Source organism: Zestomonas carbonaria, assembly GCF_904061905.1.
GTDB classification, from domain to species: Bacteria; Pseudomonadota; Gammaproteobacteria; order Pseudomonadales; family Pseudomonadaceae; genus Aquipseudomonas; species Aquipseudomonas carbonaria.
Genome location: NZ_CAJFCI010000017.1, coordinates 68,189 through 92,408, shown reverse-complemented (window position 1 = coordinate 92,408; position 24,220 = coordinate 68,189). Strand labels below are relative to the sequence as shown.

The 24,220-nt window shown below is 63.1% G+C and carries 23 protein-coding genes and 1 pseudogene; 9 read left to right on the top strand and 15 right to left on the bottom strand.

Going from position 1 to position 24,220, the window contains the following annotated elements:
* Window positions 1-2: 2 nt before the first annotated feature.
* The 4 genes from dapF to PSEWESI4_RS03045 all read left to right on the top strand — a co-directional run bounded on the left by dapF (window position 3) and on the right by PSEWESI4_RS03045 (window position 3,185).
* A complete protein-coding gene (gene dapF, locus PSEWESI4_RS03060) occupies window positions 3-833 on the top strand; it encodes a diaminopimelate epimerase (protein WP_187669703.1) in 831 nt (276 codons plus the stop codon).
* Window positions 830-1,522 carry a DUF484 family protein gene (locus PSEWESI4_RS03055; RefSeq protein ID WP_187669702.1) on the top strand — a complete coding sequence of 231 codons (693 nt, stop codon included), beginning with the start codon at window positions 830-832 and terminating at the stop codon, window positions 1,520-1,522. The genes dapF and PSEWESI4_RS03055 overlap by 4 nt, the downstream gene beginning before the upstream one ends.
* Before the next feature lie 62 nt (window positions 1,523-1,584).
* Window positions 1,585-2,490 carry a tyrosine recombinase XerC gene (gene xerC / locus PSEWESI4_RS03050; RefSeq protein WP_187669701.1) on the top strand — a complete coding sequence of 302 codons (906 nt, stop codon included), beginning with the start codon at window positions 1,585-1,587 and terminating at the stop codon, window positions 2,488-2,490.
* Window positions 2,487-3,185, top strand: a complete 699-nt coding sequence (locus PSEWESI4_RS03045) for an HAD family hydrolase (protein ID WP_187669700.1) — start codon at window positions 2,487-2,489, stop codon at window positions 3,183-3,185. Before xerC ends, PSEWESI4_RS03045 begins: the two co-directional genes overlap by 4 nt.
* A gap of 228 nt (window positions 3,186-3,413) precedes the next feature.
* On the opposite strand, the gene sutA is transcribed toward PSEWESI4_RS03045, so the two are convergent.
* From sutA to glnK, 4 genes are all read right to left on the bottom strand, one after another.
* Window positions 3,414-3,737 carry a transcriptional regulator SutA gene (gene sutA, locus PSEWESI4_RS03040; protein ID WP_187669699.1) on the bottom strand — a complete coding sequence of 108 codons (324 nt, stop codon included), beginning with the start codon at window positions 3,735-3,737 and terminating at the stop codon, window positions 3,414-3,416.
* 76 nt (window positions 3,738-3,813) lie between these two features.
* A complete protein-coding gene (locus PSEWESI4_RS03035; protein WP_187669698.1) occupies window positions 3,814-4,239 on the bottom strand; it encodes a secondary thiamine-phosphate synthase enzyme YjbQ in 426 nt (141 codons plus the stop codon).
* Window positions 4,240-4,399: 160 nt separating this feature from the next.
* Window positions 4,400-5,719 (bottom strand): ammonium transporter, encoded by a 1,320-nt coding sequence (locus PSEWESI4_RS03030; RefSeq protein WP_187669697.1) that lies wholly within the window; start codon window positions 5,717-5,719, stop codon window positions 4,400-4,402.
* A 36-nt stretch (window positions 5,720-5,755) separates the two neighbouring features.
* On the bottom strand, window positions 5,756-6,094 hold the full coding sequence (gene glnK, locus PSEWESI4_RS03025; RefSeq protein WP_003457590.1) for a P-II family nitrogen regulator: 339 nt from the start codon (window positions 6,092-6,094) through the stop codon (window positions 5,756-5,758).
* A gap of 394 nt (window positions 6,095-6,488) precedes the next feature.
* Between glnK and PSEWESI4_RS03020 the strand changes: the two genes are divergently transcribed.
* Together PSEWESI4_RS03020 and PSEWESI4_RS03015 are read left to right on the top strand one after the other, a co-directional pair.
* Complete coding sequence (locus tag PSEWESI4_RS03020) at window positions 6,489-6,749, top strand: accessory factor UbiK family protein (protein ID WP_187669696.1); 261 nt, start codon at window positions 6,489-6,491, stop codon at window positions 6,747-6,749.
* Between the two features lie 35 nt (window positions 6,750-6,784).
* Complete coding sequence (locus PSEWESI4_RS03015) at window positions 6,785-8,284, top strand: YifB family Mg chelatase-like AAA ATPase (protein WP_187669695.1); 1,500 nt, start codon at window positions 6,785-6,787, stop codon at window positions 8,282-8,284.
* A gap of 210 nt (window positions 8,285-8,494) precedes the next feature.
* On the opposite strand, the gene PSEWESI4_RS03010 is transcribed toward PSEWESI4_RS03015, so the two are convergent.
* From PSEWESI4_RS03010 to PSEWESI4_RS02990, 5 genes are all read right to left on the bottom strand, one after another.
* Window positions 8,495-8,929, bottom strand: coding sequence for a YybH family protein (locus PSEWESI4_RS03010; RefSeq protein WP_187669694.1), 435 nt, complete (start codon window positions 8,927-8,929; stop codon window positions 8,495-8,497).
* A 16-nt stretch (window positions 8,930-8,945) separates the two neighbouring features.
* Window positions 8,946-9,734, bottom strand: coding sequence for a DUF899 domain-containing protein (locus tag PSEWESI4_RS03005; protein ID WP_187669693.1), 789 nt, complete (start codon window positions 9,732-9,734; stop codon window positions 8,946-8,948).
* Window positions 9,721-9,864, bottom strand: a complete 144-nt coding sequence (locus PSEWESI4_RS03000; protein WP_187669692.1) for a hypothetical protein — start codon at window positions 9,862-9,864, stop codon at window positions 9,721-9,723. Before PSEWESI4_RS03000 ends, PSEWESI4_RS03005 begins: the two co-directional genes overlap by 14 nt.
* 10 nt (window positions 9,865-9,874) lie before the next feature.
* On the bottom strand, window positions 9,875-10,219 hold the full coding sequence (locus PSEWESI4_RS02995; protein WP_187669691.1) for a YciI family protein: 345 nt from the start codon (window positions 10,217-10,219) through the stop codon (window positions 9,875-9,877).
* Between the two features lie 267 nt (window positions 10,220-10,486).
* Window positions 10,487-11,713 (bottom strand): RNA polymerase sigma factor, encoded by a 1,227-nt coding sequence (locus PSEWESI4_RS02990; protein ID WP_187669690.1) that lies wholly within the window; start codon window positions 11,711-11,713, stop codon window positions 10,487-10,489.
* Window positions 11,714-11,914: 201 nt separating this feature from the next.
* Between PSEWESI4_RS02990 and PSEWESI4_RS02985 the strand changes: the two genes are divergently transcribed.
* Window positions 11,915-13,882 carry a BCCT family transporter gene (locus PSEWESI4_RS02985; protein ID WP_187669689.1) on the top strand — a complete coding sequence of 656 codons (1,968 nt, stop codon included), beginning with the start codon at window positions 11,915-11,917 and terminating at the stop codon, window positions 13,880-13,882.
* A 90-nt stretch (window positions 13,883-13,972) separates the two neighbouring features.
* Window positions 13,973-14,955 (top strand): annotated as a pseudogene (locus PSEWESI4_RS02980) (IS5 family transposase).
* A 512-nt stretch (window positions 14,956-15,467) separates the two neighbouring features.
* Here the strand turns inward: PSEWESI4_RS02980 and PSEWESI4_RS02975 are convergent.
* The 6 genes from PSEWESI4_RS02975 to PSEWESI4_RS02950 all read right to left on the bottom strand — a co-directional run bounded on the left by PSEWESI4_RS02975 (window position 15,468) and on the right by PSEWESI4_RS02950 (window position 22,672).
* A complete protein-coding gene (locus tag PSEWESI4_RS02975) occupies window positions 15,468-15,824 on the bottom strand; it encodes a hypothetical protein (RefSeq protein ID WP_187669688.1) in 357 nt (118 codons plus the stop codon).
* A gap of 10 nt (window positions 15,825-15,834) precedes the next feature.
* On the bottom strand, window positions 15,835-16,170 hold the full coding sequence (locus PSEWESI4_RS02970) for a hypothetical protein (RefSeq protein ID WP_187669687.1): 336 nt from the start codon (window positions 16,168-16,170) through the stop codon (window positions 15,835-15,837).
* Between the two features lie 212 nt (window positions 16,171-16,382).
* A complete protein-coding gene (locus PSEWESI4_RS02965) occupies window positions 16,383-16,739 on the bottom strand; it encodes an immunity 8 family protein (protein WP_187669686.1) in 357 nt (118 codons plus the stop codon).
* A 3-nt stretch (window positions 16,740-16,742) separates the two neighbouring features.
* Entirely contained in the window at window positions 16,743-17,672 is a 930-nt protein-coding gene (locus PSEWESI4_RS02960; RefSeq protein ID WP_187669685.1) for an RHS repeat domain-containing protein, read from the bottom strand.
* An 11-nt stretch (window positions 17,673-17,683) separates the two neighbouring features.
* On the bottom strand, window positions 17,684-21,562 hold the full coding sequence (locus PSEWESI4_RS02955; protein WP_235978868.1) for an RHS repeat protein: 3,879 nt from the start codon (window positions 21,560-21,562) through the stop codon (window positions 17,684-17,686).
* A gap of 192 nt (window positions 21,563-21,754) precedes the next feature.
* Window positions 21,755-22,672, bottom strand: coding sequence for a LysR substrate-binding domain-containing protein (locus PSEWESI4_RS02950; protein ID WP_187669683.1), 918 nt, complete (start codon window positions 22,670-22,672; stop codon window positions 21,755-21,757).
* Between the two features lie 119 nt (window positions 22,673-22,791).
* Here PSEWESI4_RS02950 and PSEWESI4_RS02945 point away from each other — a divergent pair, with 119 nt between their 5' ends.
* Complete coding sequence (locus PSEWESI4_RS02945) at window positions 22,792-24,177, top strand: NorM family multidrug efflux MATE transporter (RefSeq protein ID WP_187669682.1); 1,386 nt, start codon at window positions 22,792-22,794, stop codon at window positions 24,175-24,177.
* Window positions 24,178-24,220 lie beyond the last annotated feature (43 nt).

The following is a 24,220-nucleotide window of genomic DNA, read 5'->3' as shown; positions in this document are numbered from 1 at the left end:
TCATGCTGCTGCGTTTTACCAAGATGCACGGCCTCGGCAACGACTTCATGGTCATCGACCTGATCAGCCAGCACGCGCACATCCAGCCCAAGCACGCCAAGCAGTGGGGCGACCGCCACACCGGCATCGGCTTCGACCAGTTGCTGCTGGTCGAGGCGCCGACCAACCCGGACGTCGACTTCCGCTACCGCATCTTCAACTCCGACGGTTCGGAAGTGGAGCAATGCGGCAACGGCGCGCGCTGCTTCGCCCGCTTCGTGCTCGACAAGCGCCTGACGCTGAAGAAGAAGATCCGCGTCGAGACCAAGGGCGGCATCATCGAGCTCAACGTGCGCCCGGATGGCCAGGTCATCGTGGACATGGGCCCGCCGCGCCTGGCGCCGCAGCAGGTCCCCTTCCAGGCCGACGGCGAGGCGCTCAGCTACCCGGTCGAGGTCAACGGGCAGACCGTCGAACTGGCCGCGCTGTCGATGGGCAACCCCCACGCGGTGCTGCGCGTCGACGACGTCCAGACCGCTCCGGTGCACGAACTGGGCCCGCAATTGGAGCATCACCCGCGCTTCCCGCAGCGGGTCAACGTCGGCTTCCTGCAGGTGATCGACCGCCGGAACGCCAGGCTACGCGTCTGGGAACGCGGCGCCGGCGAGACCCAGGCCTGCGGCACCGGTGCCTGCGCGGCGGCGGTGGCGGCGATTCGCCAGGGCTGGATGGACTCGCCGCTGCAACTGGAACTCCCCGGCGGCAAGCTGGCCATCGAGTGGGCAGGTCCGGGCCACCCGGTTATGATGACCGGACCCGCCGTTCGCGTGTACGAAGGACAGGTTCGTCTATGACCGATCAACAGCAGCCCGCCCCCCTGGACGCCGAGCAGGTGGCCGCCTACCTGCGCCAGCACCCGGAGTTCTTCGTCGACCACGAGGAGCTGATTCCCGAGCTGCGCATCCCGCACCTGCCGGGCGAAGCCGTGTCGCTGGTCGAGCGCCAGGTCAAGCTGCTGCGCGAACGCAACATCGAGATGCGCCATCGCCTGTCGCAGTTGATGGACGTGGCCCGCGACAACGACCGGCTGTTCGACAAGACCCGCCGCCTGGTGCTCGACCTGCTCGACGCGGCGAGCCTGGAGGAAGTGGTCGGTTCCGTGGAAGACAGCCTGCGCCATGCCTTCCAGGTGCCGCACGTCAGCCTGATCCTGTTCAACGAGACGCCGCTGGAAGTCGGCCGCTGGGTCAGCAACGCCGAGGCCCACCAGGCCATCGGCGGCCTGCTCGGCGGTAACAAGACGGTCTGCGGCGTGCTGCGCGCCCCCGAGCTGGAGTTCCTGTTCGGCGAAGAGGCGCCGCAGGTCGGCTCGGCCGCGATGGTCGCCCTGTCCCACCAGGGCCTGCACGGCGTGCTGGCGATCGGCAGCCCCGACCCGCAACACTACAAGAGCTCGCTCGGCACCCTGTTCCTCGGCTACATCGCCGAGGTCCTGGCCCGCGTCCTGCCACGCTTCGCCGCGCCCCTGCGCTCGGTCAGGTAGGCGGCAAGCTTCAAGCTGCAAGAGCCAGCCGGGCATGAACGCCTTTACTTGGAGCTTGAAGCTTGAAGCTTGTAGCTGATCTGGACACCTACCTCGAACACTTGCGCAGCGAGCGCCAGGTGTCGGCGCACACCCTCGACGGCTACCGGCGCGACCTGCACAAGGTCCTCGCCCTCGCCGAAAAGGCCGGCATCGCCGACTGGGCCGCGCTCGACACGCGCACTCTGCGCAGCTTCGTCGCCCGCCTGCACGCCCTGGGCCAGTCCAGTCGTTCGCTGGCCCGCCTGCTCTCGGCGGTGCGCGGCCTGTATCGCTACCTGAACCGCGAAGGCATCTGCCGGCACGACCCGGCCAGCGGCCTGCGCCCGCCCAAGGGCGAGCGGCGCCTGCCGCGCGCGCTGGACGCCGACCGCACCGCGCAACTGCTCGACGGCGCCGTCGAGGATGACTTCATCGCCCGCCGCGACCAGGCCCTGCTCGAGCTGTTCTATTCCTCCGGGCTGCGCCTCTCCGAACTGGTCGGCCTGAACCTCGAACAGCTCGACCTCGCCGCCGGCCTGGTCGAAGTGCACGGCAAGGGCAACAAGACCCGCGTCCTGCCGGTGGGCAGCAAGGCCCGCGCGGCGCTGGAGCACTGGCTGCCATTGCGCGCGCTGAGCCGCCCGGCCGACGGCGCGGTGTTCGTCAGCCAGCAGGGCCGGCGCCTCGGCCCGCGCGCCATTCAACTGCGCGTGCGCCAGGCCGGCGTTCGCGAGCTGGGCCAGCACCTGCACCCGCACATGCTGCGGCACAGCTTCGCCAGCCACATGCTGGAATCCTCCCAGGACCTGCGCGCGGTGCAGGAACTGCTCGGCCATGCCGACATCGCCACCACCCAGGTCTACACCCACCTGGACTTCCAGCACCTGGCCAAGGTCTACGACAACGCCCACCCACGGGCCAAGCGGCGCGGTGGAGCGACCGAATGAGCATTCGCCTGATCACCTTCGACCTCGACGACACACTGTGGGACAACCGCCCGGTGATCCTCGGCGCCGAGGCGGCGATGCGCGACTGGCTGGCGCTGCACACCCCGCGCCTGGCGGCGCAGCCGGTGGAGCACCTGTGGACCATCCGCAGCCGGCTGGTCGAAAACGAACCCGGCCTGCGCCACCGCCTCAGCGAACTGCGCCGGCGCACCCTGTTCCACGCCCTGGAAGGCGTCGGCTACAGCCGCGAGGAGGCCGTGGCGCTGGCCGAAGGCGCCTTCCAGGCGATGCTGCGCGCCCGCCACCGGATCACCTTCTTCCCGGAAACCGTGCCGACCCTGGAAGCCCTCGCCGGCCGCTATCACCTCGGGGTGATCACCAACGGCAACGCCGACGTGCGCCGCCTGGGCCTGGCCGACTACTTCCAGTTCGCCCTGTGCGCCGAGGAGCTGGGCGTCGGCAAGCCCGATCCCAAGCCGTTCCGGGAAGCGCTGAAAAAGGTCGGCGTGACGGCCGAGCAGGCGGTGCATGTCGGCGACCATCCCGGCGACGACATCCGCGGCGCCCTCGACGCCGGCCTGCGCGCCATCTGGTTCAACCCCAGCGGCCAGTCCTGGGACGGCGAAGACAGCCCGGACTCGGAAATCCGCAGCCTGGGCGAGCTGCCGGCGCTGCTGAAGCGCTGGGGAGCCTGACCCCTCCATAGGAGCGGCCCATGGCCGCGAAATCGCGGGCATGGCCCGCTCCTACGATGTTTACTGGACTCCCGCGTTTGCGTGAATGACGTAGAGAAAACTCCGATGCTCGACCGTCACTCCCGCGAACGCGGGAGCCCAGAAACGAAAAACGGATACCTCCACACGCAACGCCCACGAAAAAGCCCGCCTGGTCAGGCGGGCTTTTCAATTCGGGGTCGTGCGGGCTCAGATGGGCCGGCTGCCGTACTTGCTGTCCGGCTTCTTGGGCGGATCGGCGACCACGTTGGGCTCGATCTCCTGAACCTTGCCGCCGCGCGAAAGGAACTCCTGCATGGCGCGTTCCAGCGCCTCGCGTTCCTTCTGCTTGGCCTCGATGCTGGGCAGCTCTTCCGGCTCGACGGCCGCCTTGGCCTTCTTGCCGGGCTTGGCCGCGACCTCGCCATCGTCGCCGTCGTCGGCTTCTACGTCTCCGTCATCGGCCGCCGCCAGCTCTTCGCCGTCGTCCTCGACGCCTTCCAACTCGTCTTGTTCCAGATCTTCATCGCTCATGTTCAACCTCATGACTTGCGAAAAGCAGGTTAGTTATAGCCCAGCTACGTACGCTATAGAACGTCGCCGGAAAAATTCAAACGGCCTCGCCATTCAAGGTGGCGAGAACCTGGCGGACGCCGCCGTGCTCGCGGTGTTCGCCGAGGTAGATTCCCTGCCAGGTCCCCAGCGCCAGGCACCCGTCGCTCACCGGCAGGCTCAACTGACAGCCGAGCAGGCTGGCCTTGAAATGCGCCGGCAGGTCGTCCGGTCCTTCGTCGTCATGTTCGTAGCCGCGCTCGCCCTCGGGCGCCAGACGCGCGAAGAAACGCTCGAAGTCGCGGCGCACCGCCGGGTCGGCATTCTCGTTGACGGTCAGCGAAGCCGACGTGTGGCGCAGCCACAGGTGCAACAGACCGACACGACAGCCACGCAGTTCCGGCAACGCGGCGAGGATTTCCCCGGTGACCAGGTGGAACCCGCGCGGACGCGGTTGCAAGCGGATCAGGCGCTGCTGCCACATACCGACCTCCTCCAATTGGCGCGCATTCTAGCGTGCTGCCAGGAAAAGCAAAGAGTGGCGTTTCAGAGCCTTCGATCCAAGTGTTGCGGACCGTGTACGGACGTACCGCACACAGCAAAACGCCCGGCATTGCCGGGCGTTTCGATGGAGCGTGGAAGGCTTACAGGTTGTAGCCTCGCTCGTTGTGCTGAGCCAGGTCGAGACCGACGGTCTCTTCCTCTTCGCTGACCCGCAGGCCGATCACCAGGTCCACGACCTTGAGGATGATGTAGGTCAGGATAGTGGTGTAGACGATGGTGAACAGCACGCTTTCGGTCTGGATCCACAGTTGGCTGGCGATGCTCTCGATCTCGCCGAAACCGCCCAGGGCCGGGGCACCGAAGGCACCCACCAGGATCGCGCCGACGATACCGCCGATGCAGTGCACGCCGAACACGTCGAGGGAGTCGTCGTAGCCCAGCTTGCGCTTCAGGCTGGTGGCGCAGAAGTAGCAGATCACACCGGCGGCGATACCGATCACCAGGGCGCCCACCGGGCCGACGGCGCCGGCTGCCGGGGTGATGGCGACCAGGCCGGCGACCACGCCGGAGGCGATGCCCAGGGCGCTCGGTTTGCCGTGGGTGATCCACTCGGCGAACATCCAGGACAGGGCGGCGGCGGCGGTGGCGATCTGGGTCACCAGCATGGCCATGCCGGCGGTGTCGTCAGCGGCGGCGGCGGAGCCGGCGTTGAAGCCGAACCAGCCGACCCACAGCATGGCGGCGCCCATCAGGGTGTAGCCGAGGTTGTGCGGCGCCATCGGCGTGGTCGGGTAGCCCTTGCGCTTGCCCAGCACCAGGCAGGCCACCAGGCCGGCGATACCGGCGTTGATGTGCACCACGGTGCCGCCGGCGAAGTCGATCACGCCCTCGTCCCACAGCAGGGCACCGTCGCCGCCCCAGACCATGTGGGCCATCGGCGCATAGACGATGGTGAACCACAGGGCCATGAAGACCAGCATGGCGGAGAACTTCATGCGCTCGGCGAAGGCGCCGACGATCAGGGCCGGGGTGATGATCGCGAAGGTCATCTGGAAGGTGACGAACACGCTTTCCGGGAAGGCGCCGACCAGGCTGTCCTTGGTCAGGTTGGAGAGGAAGGCGTTGTTCAGGCTGCCAACGAAGGAGTTGAAGTTGACGACGCCCTGCTCCATGCCGGTGGTGTCGAAGGCCAGGCTATAGCCGTAGACGAACCACAGGATGCTCATCAGGCCGGTGATGGCGAAGCATTGCATCATCACCGAGAGGATGTTCTTGGACCGCACCATGCCGCCGTAGAACAGCGCCAGGCCGGGGATGGTCATGAACAGTACCAGCGCGGTGGATGTGAGCATCCACGCGGTGTCGCCGGAGTTCAGGGTTGCCACTTCCTCGGCCATGGCCAGACCGGGGGTGACGAGAGACAACAGGGCTCCTAGCCCTGCGAATTTACGCAGAGTCATGTTCTTTTTCTCCTGGGGCGTGTTGGGTTCGGCGGCTTAGATGGCGTCTGTGCCGGTTTCGCCGGTACGGATGCGGATAGCCTGTTCCAGATTGACCACGAAGATCTTGCCGTCACCGATCTTGCCGGTATTGGCCGCCTTCGTGATGGCCTCGATCACGCGATCCAACTGGTCGTCGGCAATGGCCACGTCGATCTTCACCTTGGGCAGGAAGTCGACGACGTATTCAGCACCGCGATACAGCTCCGTATGGCCTTTCTGCCGACCGAAGCCTTTGACCTCGGTGACGGTGATGCCCTGCACGCCGATCTCGGACAACGACTCACGCACGTCGTCGAGCTTGAACGGCTTGATGATGGCAGTGACTAGCTTCATGAAACTCTCTCCCGTTTAGGTGGACTCGCCCCAGGAAAAACGAACCCGGTTCAAGTCTATGCGCAGTGTCTGGCTTTGTAACGCATCGGGCGCCCTGGCTCGGCCACCCACGACAGCAACCAACCGCTTCCGGTGAAACAACTCCCCCGTTTCACCCTGCACCGAACTGCATCAGTGCATGCGTCACAGGCGTCCAAGCAGAAACCTTGCCATATCCGCTTAACAGCGATTTTTCAGCCAGTTACCGGCATGAAGGCGGCCTGGAACGGGCGTGCATCCGCAGATGGCGCACAACATTGGTGCATCACCAAGCCAAGTATTGCTCAAAAAGCGTGCAGAAATGAGCCACCGGATGGCGTGGTACACTCCGCCGGTCTCAACCGGAACCACCACCATGCTGCCACCCAAAGCCCTGCTCGACGCCCTCGCAAGCCAAGCCGCCCGCCTGTTCGGCGGCGACACCCCGCTGCCCCGCGCGGAGCTGGAAAGCCAGTTCAAGGCACTGATGCAGAGCGCCTTCAGCAAGCTCGACCTGGTCAGTCGCGACGAATTCGACAGCCAGATGACCGTACTGGCGCGCACCCGGGCACGCCTGGAAGCGCTGGAGGCACGGGTCGCCGAACTGGAAACCAAGCAGAACCCGCCCGCCGAGTAGATCCTGCCGGCGGGACACTCGATCAAGGAGCGATCATGTCCCTGGCCATCATCCACAGCCGCGCGCTGGTCGGCGTCGAGGCGCCGGCCGTCAGCGTCGAAGCCCACCTGGCCAACGGCCTGCCATCCCTGGCACTGGTCGGCCTGCCGGAAACCAGCGTCAAGGAAAGCAAGGACCGCGTGCGCAGCGCGATCCTCAACTCCGGCTTCGACTTCCCGGCCCGTCGCATCACCCTCAACCTGGCCCCCGCCGACCTGCCCAAGGATGGCGGCCGCTTCGACCTGGCCATCGCCCTGGGCATCCTCGCCGCCAGCAGCCAACTGCCGGCCGAGGCGCTGGATGCGGTGGAATGCCTGGGCGAGTTGGCCCTGTCCGGCGCCCTGCGTCCGGTACAGGGCGTGCTGCCGGCGGCTCTGGCCGCCCGCGCGGCGGGACGTGCGCTGGTGGTGCCGAGGGCCAACGCCGAGGAAGCCAGCCTGGCCTCCGGCCTCAAGGTGCTGGCCGCCGACCATCTGCTGGAGCTGGCCGGGCACTTCAACGGCAGCGCACCGCTGGCTCCCTACCAGGCCCAGGGCCTGCTGCGCCGGAGCCCGCCCTATCCCGACCTCGCCGAGGTGCAGGGCCAGTTGGCCGCCAAGCGCGCTCTGCTGGTAGCGGCGGCCGGCAATCACAACCTGCTTTTCAGCGGTCCTCCGGGTACCGGCAAGACGCTGCTGGCCAGCCGCCTGCCCGGCCTGCTGCCACCGCTGGACGAAGCCGAGGCCCTGGAGGTCGCCGCCATTCATTCGGTGGCCAGCCATACGCCGCTGGATGCCTGGCCGCAACGGCCCTTTCGCACGCCCCATCATTCGGCTTCCGGGCCGGCGCTGGTCGGCGGCGGCAGTCGACCGCAGCCCGGCGAGATCACCCTGGCGCACCAGGGCGTGCTGTTCCTGGACGAGCTGCCGGAGTTCGATCGCAAGGTGCTGGAGGTGCTGCGCGAGCCGCTGGAGACCGGCCATATCGTCATCGCCCGGGCGCGCGACCGGGTGCGTTTCCCGGCCCGCTTCCAACTGGTGGCGGCGATGAATCCCTGCCCTTGCGGCTACCTGCACGACCCCGGTGGGCGCTGCCGCTGCACCCCGGAGCAGGTGCAGCGCTACCGCGCCAAGCTGTCCGGGCCGCTGCTCGACCGCATCGACCTGCACCTCACCGTGGCGCGGGAAAGCACGTCCCTGCACGCCGCCGCCGAACCCGGCCAGGACAGCGCCAGCGTCGCCGCCCAGGTGGCCGCCGCGCGCCAGCGCCAGATGCGGCGCCAGGGCTGTACCAACGCCGTGCTGGACCTGCCAGGCCTGCGCCGGCACTGCGCCCTGAAAGCGGAGGATCAAGGCTGGCTGGAACAGGCCTGCGAGCGCCTCAACCTGTCGCTGCGCGCCGCCCACCGCCTGCTCAAGGTGGCGCGCACCCTTGCCGACCTCGACGAGCAGGAAGCCATCACCCGCGCGCACCTGGCCGAAGCCCTGCAATATCGGCCCAGCTCAGCGGGTGGATAAGTAGGGTGGATGTCGCTCTTCACATCCACCATGGCCATTCGGTGGATCGGTGAAGCGTGATCCACCCTACGGCGTCTCAGCCCGCCAGTTCGGGATTGCCGGTATTCGGTGGGCTGAAGCCCACCCTACCTCCCTCGGCTCTTGATGTATCCCGGATGCAATCCGGGGAATCGTGGCGCATCTTTCCCGAATTGCATCCGGGCCATGGGCTCAGGGCTGGGCGTCGGAGATCGCCTTGCCGCTTTCCATGTCGATGGGGAAGGAGAAATGCTCGTGGATGATCGCCCAGCGGCCGTCCAGCTTGCGGAAGCCCTGGGTCACGCGCATCCAGCAGCCCTGGGCGTTGCCTTGCTCGTCGGTGCCGCCGCAATGGCAGAGGTAGTAGGCCAGGGCCAGGTCGCCGGCGACATGGAGTTGCAGTTCGCGGTTCTCGTAGGTCGGCAGGCCGGGGCACATCTTCATGCAGTCTTCCCAGTGCACCCTGTAGGCCTCCCGTCCCTTGAACTGCAATTGCTTGATGGCATCGAAGGCGACGATGTCCTCGGCGTAGGTGGAGACCACGGTGGCGACGTCCTTGGTCGTGAAGCCTTTGACCCAGGTGTCGAGCAGGGCCTGTACCTGGCTGCGGTCGGTAGTGGTGTTCATGGCGAATCCTCTCTTCTCAGCGGGCCTTGGCCGAGGCGCAGCAGTCGTGCGCGGCGGCCGGGTTTTCCTCGTAGCGGTCGTGCAGCCGGGTCCAGTCCAGCCCCCCACCCAGGTCGGGCATGCCGTCCCATCCCTCGCCGCGCCCTAAGGGGGTGAGGTCGAGGTAGTTGTAGGTGGTGCAGAGGATGTCCAGGCCGCGGCTATAGGTGGAATAGCTGTGGAACACCCGGTCGCCGTCGCGCAGGAACACGCTGAGGCCCGGCTGCTCGCCTTCCAGTTGGTAGTTCAGGCCGAGACGGGCGAGCTCGGCCTTGTCGCGGTAGTTGTATTCGATTGGCGCCACACCCTCATCGAGGGTGACGTGGAAGTCGTAGTTGAACGGCGAGCCGAACGACGAGTACCAGGGCAACGTCCAGCCCATGCGCCGCTTGAAGGCTTCCAGCTCTTCCAGCGGCGCGCGGGAGACCAGCACCAGGCGGGTGTCGCGGGCGGTCAGGTGGGCCTGGTGGCCGATGTTATCGACCACGAAGGAGCAACCCGGGCAGCCTTCGCCCCGGTCGCGGTGGAACATGAAGTGGTAGACGATCAGTTGCCGCTTGCCGGCGAACAGATCGGCCAGGCCGACCTCGCCTTCGGGGCCGGTGAAACGGTAGTCCTGTTCGACGGCAACCATCGGCAACTGGCGGCGCGCCCGGTTCAGGCGGTCGCGCTCGCGGGTGAGGGCCTTTTCCTCGGCCAGCAGGGCCAGGCGCACCTTCAACCATTCTTCGCGGCTGGCGATTTGCGGGTAGTCATTGCTGTTCATGCTTCGTACTCCCATGGGCGGGTGGGTTGGCCGCGCGGCGGCGGCGTCCGAGCAGGCAGGCACCAAGCCCGCCGGCGGCCAGCAGACCGCTGCCGCCGAGGGTCAGCGCGGCCAGGCAGAAGGGGCACATGTCCAGGCCCTCACAGTTGCAGTTGGCGCACCGGCCGCACTTCGACGCTGCCGACCCGCGCCGCCGGAATCTTCGCGGCGAGTTGCAGCGCCTCGTTGAGGTCGCGGGCGTCGACCAGGTAGAAGCCGGCCAACTGCTCCTTGGTCTCGGCGAACGGGCCATCGGTGATCGACTGCTTGCCGCCGCGCATGCGCACCGTGGTGGCGCTGCGCACCGGCTCCAGGGCCTCGGCGGCGATCAGCCGGCCACTGGCGCGCACCGATTCGCAGTAGTCGTTGCATTCGGGGTCGCGCGGACTGTCGGGCGAGTCGTGGAGGATGTTTTCGTCGCTGTAGACCAGTAGCAGGTATTTCATGGCGGTTCTCCTCGTTGGGCTTGCTTACCCGGTAGTCGAGCGGGGAGACGGCGAATCGACAAGGACGCGAAAATTTTTTCGGGAGCCCCCACGTAGGATGGGTGAGCGGCGTGGGACAACGATCTTCCCCACCCACGCGGATCTGGCGCGCCGCGTAACCCATCGGATGGCGTGATGGGTTACGGCGCCGACTCCCCGTGCGAGGTCGATACGGCAGTGCCAGGCGCTTCACCCATCCTACTTATTGGGCTCCCGCGAACGCGGGGACTACAGGTCCAGCTCCGCCAGGCGACGTTCGAGGAAGGCCCGGTCCGGTGCCTGCTGGCTGAGCTGCAAGGCACGGCGATAGGCGGCGCGCGCGTCCTCGGTGCGGCCCAGGCGTCGGCACAGGTCGGCACGCGCGGCGTGGGCCAGGTGGTAGTCGTCCAGCTCGCCCCGGGACAGCAGCGCATCGAGCTGCGCCAGGCCGGCTTCCGGGCCGTCGCGCATGGCCAGCGCCACCGTTCGGTTGAGTTCGACCACCGGCGAAGGCGCGTGCCGCAGCAGGGCGTCGTAGAGGCCGACGATCTGCGTCCAGTCGGTGGCCGCCATGCTCGGCGCCTCGGCGTGCACCGCGGCGATCGCCGCCTGCAGGCTGTACGGGCCGAAACGCCGCGAGCGCAGGGCGTCGAGCACCAGCGCCTCGCCCTCGGCGATCAGCGCACGGTCCCACAGGTCGCGGTCCTGGTCCTCGAGCAGCACCGGTTCGCCGCTGGCCGACAGCCGCGCCGGCCGGCGCGACTCGTGCAACAGCATCAGCGCCAGCAGCCCTTGCGCTTCCGGCTCGGGCAGCAGCTCGACCAGCAGGCGGCCGAGCCGAATCGCTTCCTCGGATAGCTGGCTGCGGGTCAGCGCCTCGCCGGAACTGGCGAAGTAGCCCTCGTTGAACACCAGGTAGACCACCCGCAGCACCGCCTCCAGCCGCTCGGCCAGCTCATTGCGACCGGGCACCTCGTAGGGGATGCGCGCCTCGCGGATCTTCGCCTTGGCGCGCACGATGCGCTGCGCCACGGTGCCCGGCGCGGTCAGGAAGGCGCGGGCGATTTCCTCGGTGGTCAGGTCGCAGACCTCGCGCAAGGTCAGCGCCACCTGGGCATCGGCGGCCAGCGCCGGGTGGCAGCAGGTGAAGATCAGGCGCAGGCGGTCGTCTTCCAGGTGCTGCTGGTCGAAGGCCTCCTCGTCCTCGGCGACGGCCGGTTCCGGCGCCTCGTCCAGCCCCTGGAAGCGCGCCTGGCGGCGCAGCCCGTCGATGGCCTTGAAGCGTCCGGCGGAAACCAGCCAGGCACGCGGATTGGCTGGCACGCCGTCGCGCGGCCACTGCTCCATGGCGGCGCGGAAGGCCTCGTGCAGGGCCTCCTCGGCCAGGTCGAAATCCCCCAGCAGGCGGATCAGGGTGGCCAGTACGCGGCGCGATTCGTTGCGATAGAGAGCTTCCAGCTCAAGGTGAGCGTTCATCGAAATCCCCTCGGCTCTAACGGCCGTTGGCGTCCGTCCATGTTAGGCAATGATCGTTCGGGGAGAGCGCCATTCGACAAACGGGAAAACCACAAAAACTATCGCGCGAAAACCATCGATTCGAAAAAGCTATCAAAATTTGTTAGCATGCTTGGCTTCTCCGCCCTTGGCGGCCATCCGATCACAAGGAGAGCTAGCTCAATGGAGGCCAAGCAGTCTTCACTCAACCCACCGGTTTTCTTCGGCTCCGCCGTCCTCATCGTCGCCATCGTGCTGTTCTGCATGCTGTTCCAGCAGCAGGCGCAACAGACCTTCGGCCACCTCCAGGGGTGGATCTTCACCAACGCCAGTTGGTTCTACGTACTCGCCGTTGCGCTGATCCTGATCAGCGTGGTGTTCCTCGCCATCAGCCGCTATGGCGACCTCAAGCTCGGGCCCGATCACAGCCAGCCCGAATACCGCAACCTCACCTGGTTCGCCATGCTGTTCTGCGCCGGCATGGGCATCGGCCTGATGTTCTTCGGCGTCGCCGAGCCGCTGATGCACTACAGCTCGCCGCCGGAAGGCGACGCCAATACCGTGCAGGCCGCGCGCGAGGCGATGAAGCTGACCTTCTTCCACTGGGGCCTGCACGCCTGGGCGATCTACGCCATCGTCGCGCTGATCCTGGCGTTCTTCAGCTTCCGCCACGGCCTGCCGCTGACCCTGCGCTCGGCGCTCTACCCGCTGATCGGCGAGCGCATCCACGGGCCGCTCGGCCATGCGGTGGATATCTTCGCGATCATTGGCACGGTGTTCGGCGTCGCCACTTCGCTGGGCTACGGGGTGTTGCAGATCAACAGCGGCCTGCACCACCTGTTCGACGTACCGATCAGCGTGCCGGTGCAGATCGGTCTGATCGCCGGCACCTGCGCGCTGGCCACGCTGTCGGTGGCCAGCGGCCTGAACCGGGGCATTCGCATCCTCTCCGAGCTGAACATGGTGCTGGCGGTGCTTCTGCTGCTGTTCGTGCTGGCCCTGGGGCCGACCGTGTTCCTGCTCAAGACCTTCGTGCAGAACACCGGCGGCTACCTGTCGGAGATCGTCAGCAAGACCTTCAACCTGTACGCCTACGAACCGACCGACTGGATCGGCGGCTGGACCCTGCTGTACTGGGGCTGGTGGCTGTCCTGGTCGCCCTTCGTCGGGTTGTTCATCGCACGTATCTCGCGTGGCCGGACGATCCGCGAGTTCGTCTGCGGCGTGCTGTTCGTGCCGGCCGGCTTCACCCTGCTGTGGATGACGGTGTTCGGCGACACCGCCATCCACATGGTGCTCAACGAGGGCCTGACCAGCCTGGCCGAGACGGTGAACGCCGACAGCTCGCTGGCGCTGTTCGCCTTCCTCGAGCAGTTGCCGCTGCCGACGGTGATGTCCACCCTGGCGGTGCTGATGGTGGTGATCTTCTTCGTCACCTCGGCCGACTCCGGCGCCCTGGTGGTGGACATGCTGGCCTCCGGCGGGCGCGACCACACGCCGCTGTGGCAGCGGCTGTTCTGGTCGATCCTGATGGGCGTGGTGGCCATCGCCCTGCTGCTGGCCGATGGTCTCAAGGCCCTGCAGACCGCCACTATCGCCAGCGCCCTGCCATTCTCCATCGTCCTGCTCGCGGCGATCTGGGGACTGTTCAAGGCCCTGCGCCTGGACGCCACCAAACGCGGCATCCGCTACCAGTCGCTGAACATCTCCCGCCCCGCATCACGTCATCACGGCGGCTGGCAGCGCCGGCTGCGCAACATGGCGATGTTCCCGCGCCGCGCCCACGTCACCCGGTTCATCGCCGAAGTGGTGGAGCCGGCCTGCCAGGCGGTGGCCGAGGAATTGCGCAAGCAGGGCCTGGACGCTCGCGTGGCAGGCGGCGACGACGGCCGCACGCGCCTGGAAGTGGCCCACGGCGCGGAGATCGACTTCCTCTACGAAGTACGCCCGCGCGCCTTCGCGCAACCGAGCTTCGCCCTGCGCGACACCGGCGACGATGGCAACGAGGAACGCAAGTACTTCCGCGCCGAGGTCTACCTGCGCGAGGGCGGCCAGGACTACGACGTGATGGGCTGGAGCCGCGACGAGGTGATCGGCGACATCCTCGACCAGTACGAGAAGCACATGCACTTTTTGCATGTGGTGAGGTGATGGGGAAAACTACTCCCCACCCTAAGGAAACTCTGAAGAAGACTTCCCAAATCTGGTGAAATACGTCGATCCCGTTTCCAGAGTATCCCGATGAAGCAGATGACCTTCGCCAACGCCGAGTACGCCGGAAAACGCAAACAGACCCGTAAGGAGAGTTGTTCCTGATCGAGATGGATCAGGTGGTGCCGTGGAAGGGCTTGATCGCTCTGATCGAGCCACACTATCCCAAGGGTGAAGGTGGTCGTCCGGCGTACCCACTGATGGCCATGCTGCGCATCCACCTGATGCAGAACTGATTCGGCTACAGCGATCCGGCGATGGAGGAAGCGCTGTATGAGACGACCATCCTGCGCCAGTTTGCTGGGTTGAGTCTGGAGCACATTCCCGACGAAACCACAATCCTTAACTTCCGTCGCTTGCTGGAAAAACATGAACTGGCAGCCGGCATCTTGGGCGTGATCAACGGTTACCTAGGCGATCGTGGCCTGTCGCTACGCCAGGGCACCATCGTTGACGCCACACTGATCCATGCGCCCAGTTCGACCAAGAACCAGGACGGCAAGAGCGACCCGGAAATGCACCAGACCAAGAAAGGCAACCAGAACTACTTCGGCATGAAGGCGCATATCGGCGTGGATGACAAATCTGGTCTGGTACACAGCGTGGTGGGTACGGCGGCCAACGTGGCAGACGTCACCCACGTTGACAAGTTGCTGCATGGGGATGAGAACGTGGTTTGTACTGATGCCGGTTATACCGGTGCCGAAAAGCGTCCGGAGCATGAAGGCCGGAAGGTTATCTGGCAGGTGGCGGCTCGCCGCAGCACCTACAAGAAGTTGGGTAAGCGCAGTGCGTTTTACAAAGCCAAGCGCAAGATCGAGAAGGCCAAAGCCCAGGTACGTGCCAAGGTCGAACACCCATTTCGGGTGACCAAGCGGCAGTTTGGCTATACCAAGGTGCGTTTCCGAGGCCTGGTGAAGAACACCGCACAACTGGTGACGCTGTTTGCCCTGTCGAACCTGTGGATGGTACGCCGGCATTTGCTGAGCACAGCAGGCGAGGTGCGTCTGTGATGAGGGAAATGGCGGCTGTGAGATCATCGCGGCGGCTAACAACACAGAGGAAGCGGATGATCTGAGAGCTCTGGATCGACTGGCGGTTTTCAAAAATCAGCGAGCGTTGAAATCAGCCAAAAACACGGACTATTTCAGACCATCCTTAGGACAGATCGAGCCTACGAACATTGCCCTCCTACTACCGAGAGGCAGGCAGACCGGAGAGCCGCGATAAGCATTGGCTGACGCCATAAATCAAAATGGTTTGATCGTGGCATGAAAAAAATAATTACCGGACGAAAATTAAGCAGCCGCCCTCGAGCCCCTTATATTGGCAAAATACAACGTAGCACCACGCGAAAGACCAGCCAACAATTAGACTCCAAAGGCACCGCCATCAACTTAGTTCTTTCAAAAATATAATCAGCCCTATCAAGGACGACCTGAAACCGCCCATATTCACAACCAGGCAAGCCGACCAGAAAAAATCGAGAGTAAAAAACAACGGGAAGCACAACCCAAAAGAGCTGTCATGGCGTCAGCACGACGAACTGCTTGATCCGACAGCCATCGGAATTGTCATAGGTAATACTCACTGAATTATTCCCCGCCTGAGCAGCAATGGCGGCACTGGTTATCATCTTTCCATACCCAGCTCCAGAATTGGGCACAACCATAATGCCGTAAAAACACTCCTGCAGTGCAGGCTTTATCGATATTCCAATAACGGGGGACGCGGGGTCACCATCATTGCCAACCGCTATCATGGTGATCAGTCCAACTACCGTTTTTTCCACCGCATTGGCCAGCGAACCGAGCGTCATTAGCGCGCCCACAAGAAGCACCTTTTTCGCACCATCCAAGAATCTTTTATGACAGGGCTTCATGGGTTTCCCCTCAAGGCGTGAGGACGACAAACTGACTAATGGCACATCCTGCAACAGCAGGATCATAGGTAATACTGACTGTCTTACCCCCCGCCTGGGCTGACAACGCGGCAGCGACCACCGCTTTTCCGTAACTGGAATCAGAGTGCGGTATGGCCATAATCCCGTAGAAGCAGTTGGATACCGCCGGCTTGATGACAAGATAGGCCTGCGCTTGCGCGGAATCTGATGCCGCAGGTTGGATAATGACATTCGTCAGCGTCCCTTGGACTACGGTAGGGGCTGCCTGCACACCAGCGGTAAGAAGCATACCGACCATCATCCACTTCACTCTTTTTATCATCATATCTCTCCTTAGTTTTTTCAGCCGTCAGTGCTGATCGGCCCAACATCTCCAACACTAAAATATTGACCTAAATTTATCAGACAACACTCTCAACAATAAAAACAAGTAAATCTTTATCCTTCACGCCCATTGATTGCCAGTGAATCCGTGGAGAACCCTAGCGCGGCAGACAGAGACAGGTTACAGCAAAGCAATAAATCGCGCCCCTCGCCTTACTCTGCATAACCTTCAAATTCCCACTTGCCTAGCCGAGATACTTTCCCAGCTATTTCACTCCAACTCTCACCAGTGCATTTTCGCAAGAACTTATTAATAGCATCGACAATTTTTTGATAGTTGTACTTGCGAACAATAATATGATGGCACCCAATGACGACCTCATCCATGCCATAGGTATTTTCTAACCATCTTGGCGTACACACTTCTATATCAAACGACTCCTCGCCCTCCTTCCCCTCTGGCCCCACCATAACCTGAAGAAGAAACCCAAATACCTCCGGATTTTCCGGCTGAAAGCTCTCTAGATCATAGACATCAGGACTATGAAGTCGTTTTAATTCTGCGTTCATATCTCAATCCGTTATATCCAGATGACCATTTGACTGCCATTGTCTTGACTGCTGCCCCGGGAACCTTTGCTCAAAATTGGCTTGAGTTTTATCCTGTCTCGGCTTGTAGCTAGGCGGTCTGTATTGCCTCAAGCCATCCTTACTGACCAACGCCTTCCCATCGCTGGCAACTTTATAACCATCACCAACCCAAGCCTTACCAAGTTTGTCAGCTTCAGCCCTCGTTCCCGAGCCCAAACCAAAATTACCTTTACCTTTGGCGGCATCACGCAATATTCCAACTTCCTTGCCTGTACCTTTTAAAGCCTTAGACGACTTAACCAACCGACCAAGCTTTATCACCCCCCCCGATACAGCACCAGCCGGAATAAACGACGTCGCATCCTCAAACGCAGCCGCCGCGAACCCAGAGCCGTCTCCGTTATACCCATCGGCTAACGCTCCCGCCACCATAGCGCCATCGAAACCGTTACCCATCAAAAACTGCCCAGACTCATGGAGCAGGCCACCAAAAGCAGTAACAGCACTCTCACCGTTTGGATCTACGAACACATGGGGATTGTTATTTGCATAAGCATAACGATTAAAACTAATCGTACTCTCCGGGTTCACCTCAACTGGATCCACCGCCATAAACCGCCCAATAATCGGGTCGTAATAGCGCGCCTGCATATAGACCAGGCCGCTATCGGCGTCCTGAGTATGTCCCGTATAGCCGACATTGCCGAAGGCGGCGTCCGTCGGGTTTTCCTGGCGCTCGCCATAAGGCCGGAAGTGCGCACGCCAGAGCAAATCACCGCGCTCGTCGGTGGCGGCCACCGGCGACCCCAGGTGGTCGTTATGGTAGTAAGTGGTGTAGACCAGCGTTTCGGCAGTTGCCGTAGTGCCGAGCGCCAAGATAAAGGCCCCGAACAACCATGAAATGATTCGCATCAGGCGCCCCTTCAGTTCAACAACAGATCAATGGCCGGAGAAAGATCCGGTCGTATCTTCGGCGGCGCGTCGGCCTTTTTCGGCAGCTTGCCGGTAGCATATTCGACGGCATTGGGAACGCCGTCGCCATCGGGATCGAGCCCCGCATCAGCCGAAGACAGGGGATTCAAGCCATGGGTGACTTCCCAACCATCCGGCATGCCGTCGCCGTCGCTATCCTTGTTCCTGAGATTGGTTCCAAGAGCATACTCGCGAGCATTGCTGAGCCCATCGCCATCGCTATCGGCGGCACCATCTGCAGGGTTCTTGCGGTCGAAACCAAAGCGCCTTTCATAGCAGTTGGGCAAGCCGTCCTTATCGGTGTCCACCGACTCGCACTGCTCACGTTCGGCAATGCGCTCACCCGCGACGAAGATGAACTCCTGAAAACCTGCATCCAGCAAATTGTCCTGCCGCAATAATTGCCCTTGGTGCCCGTAAAGCGAGATGATCTGTTCGCCATCGGCGAAGGTTTGCAACGTGCGGCGACCAAGCCCATCGTAGACATAGCGCTGATCGGGGGCCCCGGCACAATCCGCACGCCTCTGCAGGCACAGATAGCTCATATTGCCGGCTAGGTCGTAACCATATTCGCCACGCGCCTTGAGCACGTTACCCTTGGCGTCGTAGGTCAGGGTCGCCGCCACGCCGCCGGTAAGCTGGTTGAGCCGCCCCTGGGCATCGTAACCGTAGGAGATCGAACGCCCCGCGATACTCTGGCTGGTGAGGTCGCCACGGACGTTGTAGGCATAGCTGGCCGTTCCCCAGATGCCCTTGGCGCTGGTCAGGCGGTTGAGAGCATCGTAGCCCAGGGTCTGGGTGTAGGCGCTACTCTGCAGGTCGCTGATGGAGGTCAGGTTGTTGGCGGCGTCGTAACCGTAGCGCAGGTACATGGGAGCGTCCGCCCCGCTCACCTTGCGCTCCGTCGGGCGCAGCCGGTTCGCATCCAGGGCGACGCTCAGCGTTCTATTGTTGCCATAGACCAGCGATTGCAATGTACCGCTGGGGTGATAGGTGAGGCTGCGGGCAAAGACTCCAGCCTTGCTTGGCCGGCCATAGACATCAGGCGCGTAGTCCACCACCAGCCCACTGGGATAGGTCAGACTGGTCAGCGCATCGAGCATGTTGTAGGCATAGCTGAACCTGTAGCTACGCGCCGGCGAACTCAGCGCAAGGGTTTCGCTGACCAACTTGTCATGGGCGTCATAGCTGTAGGTCCAGGTACTGCCGGAATAACTCTGACTGAGCAAACGCCCCCCAAGGTCATAGCCCTTGGTCAAGGTGCCTCCACCACCATAGGTCACCTTCAGCAGGCGATAGCGAGCATCGTAGCTGTAGCTGTCGGCAGGCGCGCTCCCCACCTTCTTGGTCAGCACATTGCCAACGGCATCATGGGTATACAGAGTGCTACCGGTTTCGGGATGCGCTTCGGAACTCAGAAACCCTCTGCCATCGAAGGTGAAGCTGCGGGTCAGCCCGCCTTGGGCGATGGCCGTTACACGCCCCAGATTATCCACTGTCAGATTGGTCTGAATGCCGCCGGGCTGGCTGATGCCGGTCAGAACTCGCTGATCAGGCTCCCCGTAGGCGGCGTAACTTTGTGTGGTGATATTCTGCCGTTCGTCGGTGATGGCGACCTTGTTCCCACTCTGATGTGCGTAGCCAAGTGCCGAACCATCCGCATGGGTGACCTTGGTCAGGCGCCCAAGCCCATCGTAGTTGAAGCTCTCCCCCACGGTGCTCGCAGCGCCATAACCGGGATGAGAAACAAAGATTTGCTGGCCGCCGGCGTTGTACTTGGCCGCCACCGCTATGGCTGCGCTGGCGCCACTCTCTGTTTGCTTGATCAACTGGCCTAGCTGGTTGTACTCGCGCAGACGCGTGTAGCCACCGCGGGTCAGGGTTTCTCTCACCCCAAACGACCCCAGGCTGTACGCAATGCTTTGCTTGGCCGCAGCACCTTTGGGAGGAGTGATGCCGGACAGCCGGTCCATGCTGTCATAGGTGTAGGCCGTGGTACGCCCGAGCGGATCCGTTTCCGAAGCGACTGTTCCCCGGGTGTTTACCGTGCGCGTGATAATCGCCCCGTCTGCATAAACCACTCTTCGCGGCACGCCACGGTAATAGTCGGAGTAGGTCGTGACCTTGTTGTTGGCATCGGTATGACTGGTCAGATCACCGCTACCCGAATAGCCATACTTGGTAATGACACCGTAGCGATTTTCCTGGGACAGACGCCCCGAACTGGTGTAGCTATTGCTTATGGACCCGCTGATTCCCGAAATACTTTGACTGGATACCTTCCCTAGCATCCAGCGCCCACCCGGGCGCGTATAGACTGTGTTGGTGGTGCGCTCCCGCTGGCCTTTTTCAACAAGCTTTGTAACTTGACCATAGGCATCATAGGTATAGGAGGATGTGTAAGTTGAGCCATCCTGCCGAACTGACTTTTCCAGCAACACAGGAGCCCGGGTATAGTTCTCCACCAAGAGATTGTAACGGCGCATCTCGTTCTGATCGGAAATATTCTGGCTTCCCCACGTCAAGGTCTCGGTACGCAACACCGTGCCACAGCTTTTCGCCAAAATCTCCTTCTTCACCAACAAGCCGATCTTCCACAACCCGCGATCAACTCCCGAAGCCCCGTTCGTGATGGTGTTCGAACCGACATGTTCATATCTCACGCAACTATCGGGGCCATTCTCCAGGGTAGTGTCGTTGTTCGGCGAATACCCTTTGGTATAGGTATATTTCCACTCATGCGAAGAACTGCTAGAGCTGGTTATATTGGACTGTACACGCCGCGTTATGACATTGAGTCTCTCGGCCGGATCGGTACCCATCTGCCGATAGTCATAGCTGTAGGAAGTCTTCAGACCAGCAGGCGAGGTCATGCTGGCAATAGAAAAACGCCCCGGAACCTCCCCTGTTAGAGTGGTTCGATGGTTATAGGTATAGTCCCAACGACCACCATCCGGATAGCGGACACTATCCAGATAGTGTGGCTTCTGACCAACGCCCCAATCCGCATCGACATAGTTGTAGTTAACCGTCTTGCCACCACCACTGATACTGGAAAGCACGGCCCTTGGCCCCTGCTCGTCCTTGTAATTGAAGTCCACCTGACGCCCATCTGAGGATTTAATTCGCGTCAATAGATGATGGCGACCATAGACATTATCTGCAGGAATGTTATAGGTAAAATCCAGATAATTTCCGTCCGCGTCCTCAATCCTGCTGACAAAGTATGTCAGCAGTTGATAGTCAGGCGACACAGTACCCTTGATATTGAATATATATTTCAAGCCCGTGGGCGAGTATACAACCAGCCCCCCACTTCCTTTATTAAGCGAAGTGGGCAAACAGCGACCAATCCAGCGCCCCTTGGTGATAAAGGAATGATCAGAACCATCACCGTTCGCCAAAGTTTCCCTAGAACCATCCGGCAGCTCAAGGACCGGATTGAGATTCGAGGCAACCTGGCTAATCAGACAGCCTGAATTACTACTCGACTGCTGCAAATAGCTATAAGTCCTTGAAACCCATAGCCGGCCGAAATTTATATCCCATCCAGTGCCGAACGGCGTCCTTTCGGTGTGCCCATTACTGTAGGGCCCTTTGTTATTGGTGACACTCTGATAATTTCTGGTTACCGAAATATCAAGCCCCCCATTACCGGGGAGGTGGAGGTCGGTCACAAGAATCTTCAAGGCACCAGAGAAGGGGTCGACCGTATCAGCCTGCGCACTGCTGGTAAAGTCACGACTTACATTGAAACCGGGGTCCTGATACAGACCGACGGCCGCATCATTGAACTCCTCAGCCAATGAGCCTAGCACGAACACAGACACCGCAATTCCCCCTAGCGTCTTAACGCTAGGCTTCCAGTACGCGATTGGCATGACACCCCCAACAATCCATAACAGACGGGGCGCCAAGGAAATAGAGAGAGTGGAAAGAGGAGCTCGCCATCCTTGGCACGAAACTGGGTGAATGTATGGAACAATCCTCAACAAGCGTCAAGAAATAAAAATTAAAAGTGTCTATTCCACTCGCTTTACTTGTGGCAACCACATCGCCGCCACCTCGGCCAGCAGGTAGTCACGCAGGCGGCGGAAGCGTTCCTGGCCACGGCGCGCCTTCGGCCACACCAGATAATAGCTGTCGCCGCTCCACACCGCGCTTGGCCAGGGCAGGCCGAGGCGGCCTTCGGCAACGTCTTCGGCGACCATCAGCAGGTCGCCGATCGACACCCCGTAGCCACGCGCGGCGGCGACGATGCCGAGTTCGAGCATGTCGAAGGTCTGCCCGCTGCGCAGTTCCACCTGCCCGTCGAGTCCCATGGCCTGTAGCCAGCGCCGCCAGTCGCGGCGGTCCGGGGTCGGGTGCAATTGCTCGGCGGCCTGTAGCCGGGCCAGGTCCCAGGGGCCGTCGGACACCGCCTCCGGGGCGCAGACCGGGATCAGCCACTCGTCGAACAGCAGGGCGCTGTCCCATTCCTCGGGGAACGCCCCTTCGCTGAGCAGCACCGCGCAATCGTAGGGCTCGTGCTGGAAGTCCACGGTGTCGACGTCCATCCAGGCGCTGGTCAGTTGCACCTCGATGTCCGGATTGAGCAGGCGGAAGCGCGACAGCCGCGCCAACAGCCAGCGCACGGTCAGGGTCGAGGGCGCCTTCAAACGCAGCGTGCCCTCCTCGCTGCGCAGGCTGGCGCAGGCCCTCTCCAGGGCCGAGAAGCCGTCGCGCAGGCCGGGCAGCAGCAGGCGACCGGACTCAGTCAGGCGCAAGCCACGGCCCTCGCGCTCGAACAGCCGGCAGCCGAAGTCCGCCTCCAGGGTGCGGATGTGCCGGCTCACCGCGCTCTGGGTGATGGCCAGTTCCTCGGCGGCACGGGTGAACGACAGGTGGCGCGCGGCGGCCTCGAAGGCGCGCAAGGCATAGAGGGGCGGCAGGCGGCTCATGGATGACTTTTACTCATGCCTGGCATGGCTTTAATCGGTTTGTGGCGATGTTACGCCACCGGGAAAATGGCTGGAACCGTGCGGCACGCGAGATGCCGTTCCATCGATGAGTCCTGATTATGTCCGAAAGTCTTCGCAGCGAGCTCGCCGCGTTGCTGCGCCTGGCCGGCCCGCTGGTCGCCGCACAGCTCGCCCACGTGCTGATGGTGTTCACCGACACGGTGATGATGGGCCTGCTCGGCCCCGCGGAACTGGCCGCCGGCGCGCTGGGCGCGGCCAGCTACAACTTCGTGTCGATCTTCTGCGTCGGGGTGGTCGCCGCGGTGGGCAACCTGGTGGCGATCCGTCACGGCGCCAAGGACGCCGCCGGGGTGCGGGCGATGACCCAGGCCGGGCTGTGGGTGGCGCTCGGCCTGGCGCTGCTCGCCGGCCTGCTGCTCTGGAACCTGGCGCCGCTGCTGCGCCTGACCGGCCAGGACCCGGCCAACATCGCCGGGGCGATGAGTTTCCTGCACACCCTGGTATTCGCCCTGCCCGGCTACCTGGTGTTCATGGCCCTGCGTGGCTTCACCGGGGCGCTCGGCCGCCCCGGCCCGGTGCTGGCGATCAGCCTGGGCGGCGCGGCGCTCAACTTCGTCCTCAACTACGCGCTGATCCACGGCATGTTCGGCCTGCCGCGCATCGGCCTGGCCGGTATCGGTCTGGTCACCGCCGTGGTTTCCACGCTGATGGCGCTGTGCCTGGCACTGTACATCCACCGGCAGCCCTTCTACCGGCCCTGGCCGCTGCTTGCCGGGCTATCGCGGCCGGGCATGGCGACGCTGCGCGAGAACCTGCGCCTGGGCCTGCCGATCGGCGGCACCTACGTGGTCGAGTCCGGCTTGTTCTTCGTCGCCGCGCTGTGCATGGGCGCACTGGGCAGCACCGAGCTGGCGGCGCACCAGATCGCCATCCAGGCCGTCTACGTGGCCTTCATGGTGCCGGTGGGGATTTCCTACGCGGCCAGCTATCGCATCGGCCAGCACTTCGGCGCCGGACGCATCGATGCCGCCCGCCAGACCGGCCGCCTGGCCATCTCCCTGGGCGCCGCCTGCATGCTGGGTTTCGCCCTGCTGTTCTGGCTGGCGCCGGAAGCCGTGGTCGGTCTGTTCCTCGACAGCGACGACGCAGGGCACCGCGCGGTGATCGAACTGGCCGTGCAACTGCTGGCGATCGCCGCCTGGTTCGAGCTGTTCGACGGCCTGCAGACCATCGCCATGGGCGCGATCCGTGGTCTCAAGGACGCGCGCACCACCTTCCTGGTCGGCCTCGCCTGCTACTGGGGCATCGGCGCCCCGGCGGCCTGGGCGCTGGCCCTGCCGTTCGGCTGGGGCGCCAGCGGCGTGTGGTGGGGACTCGCACTGGGCCTGGCCTGCGCGGCGGCCGGCCTGACCCTGGGCTTCGAATGGAAGACCGCGCGGCTGCTGCGCGTGGAGCGGCCGGCCGGGCGGGAGTGCCTGGCGTAGATGTGGATTCTGGTGGGCAGAAGCCCACCCTACAGGGGACGAT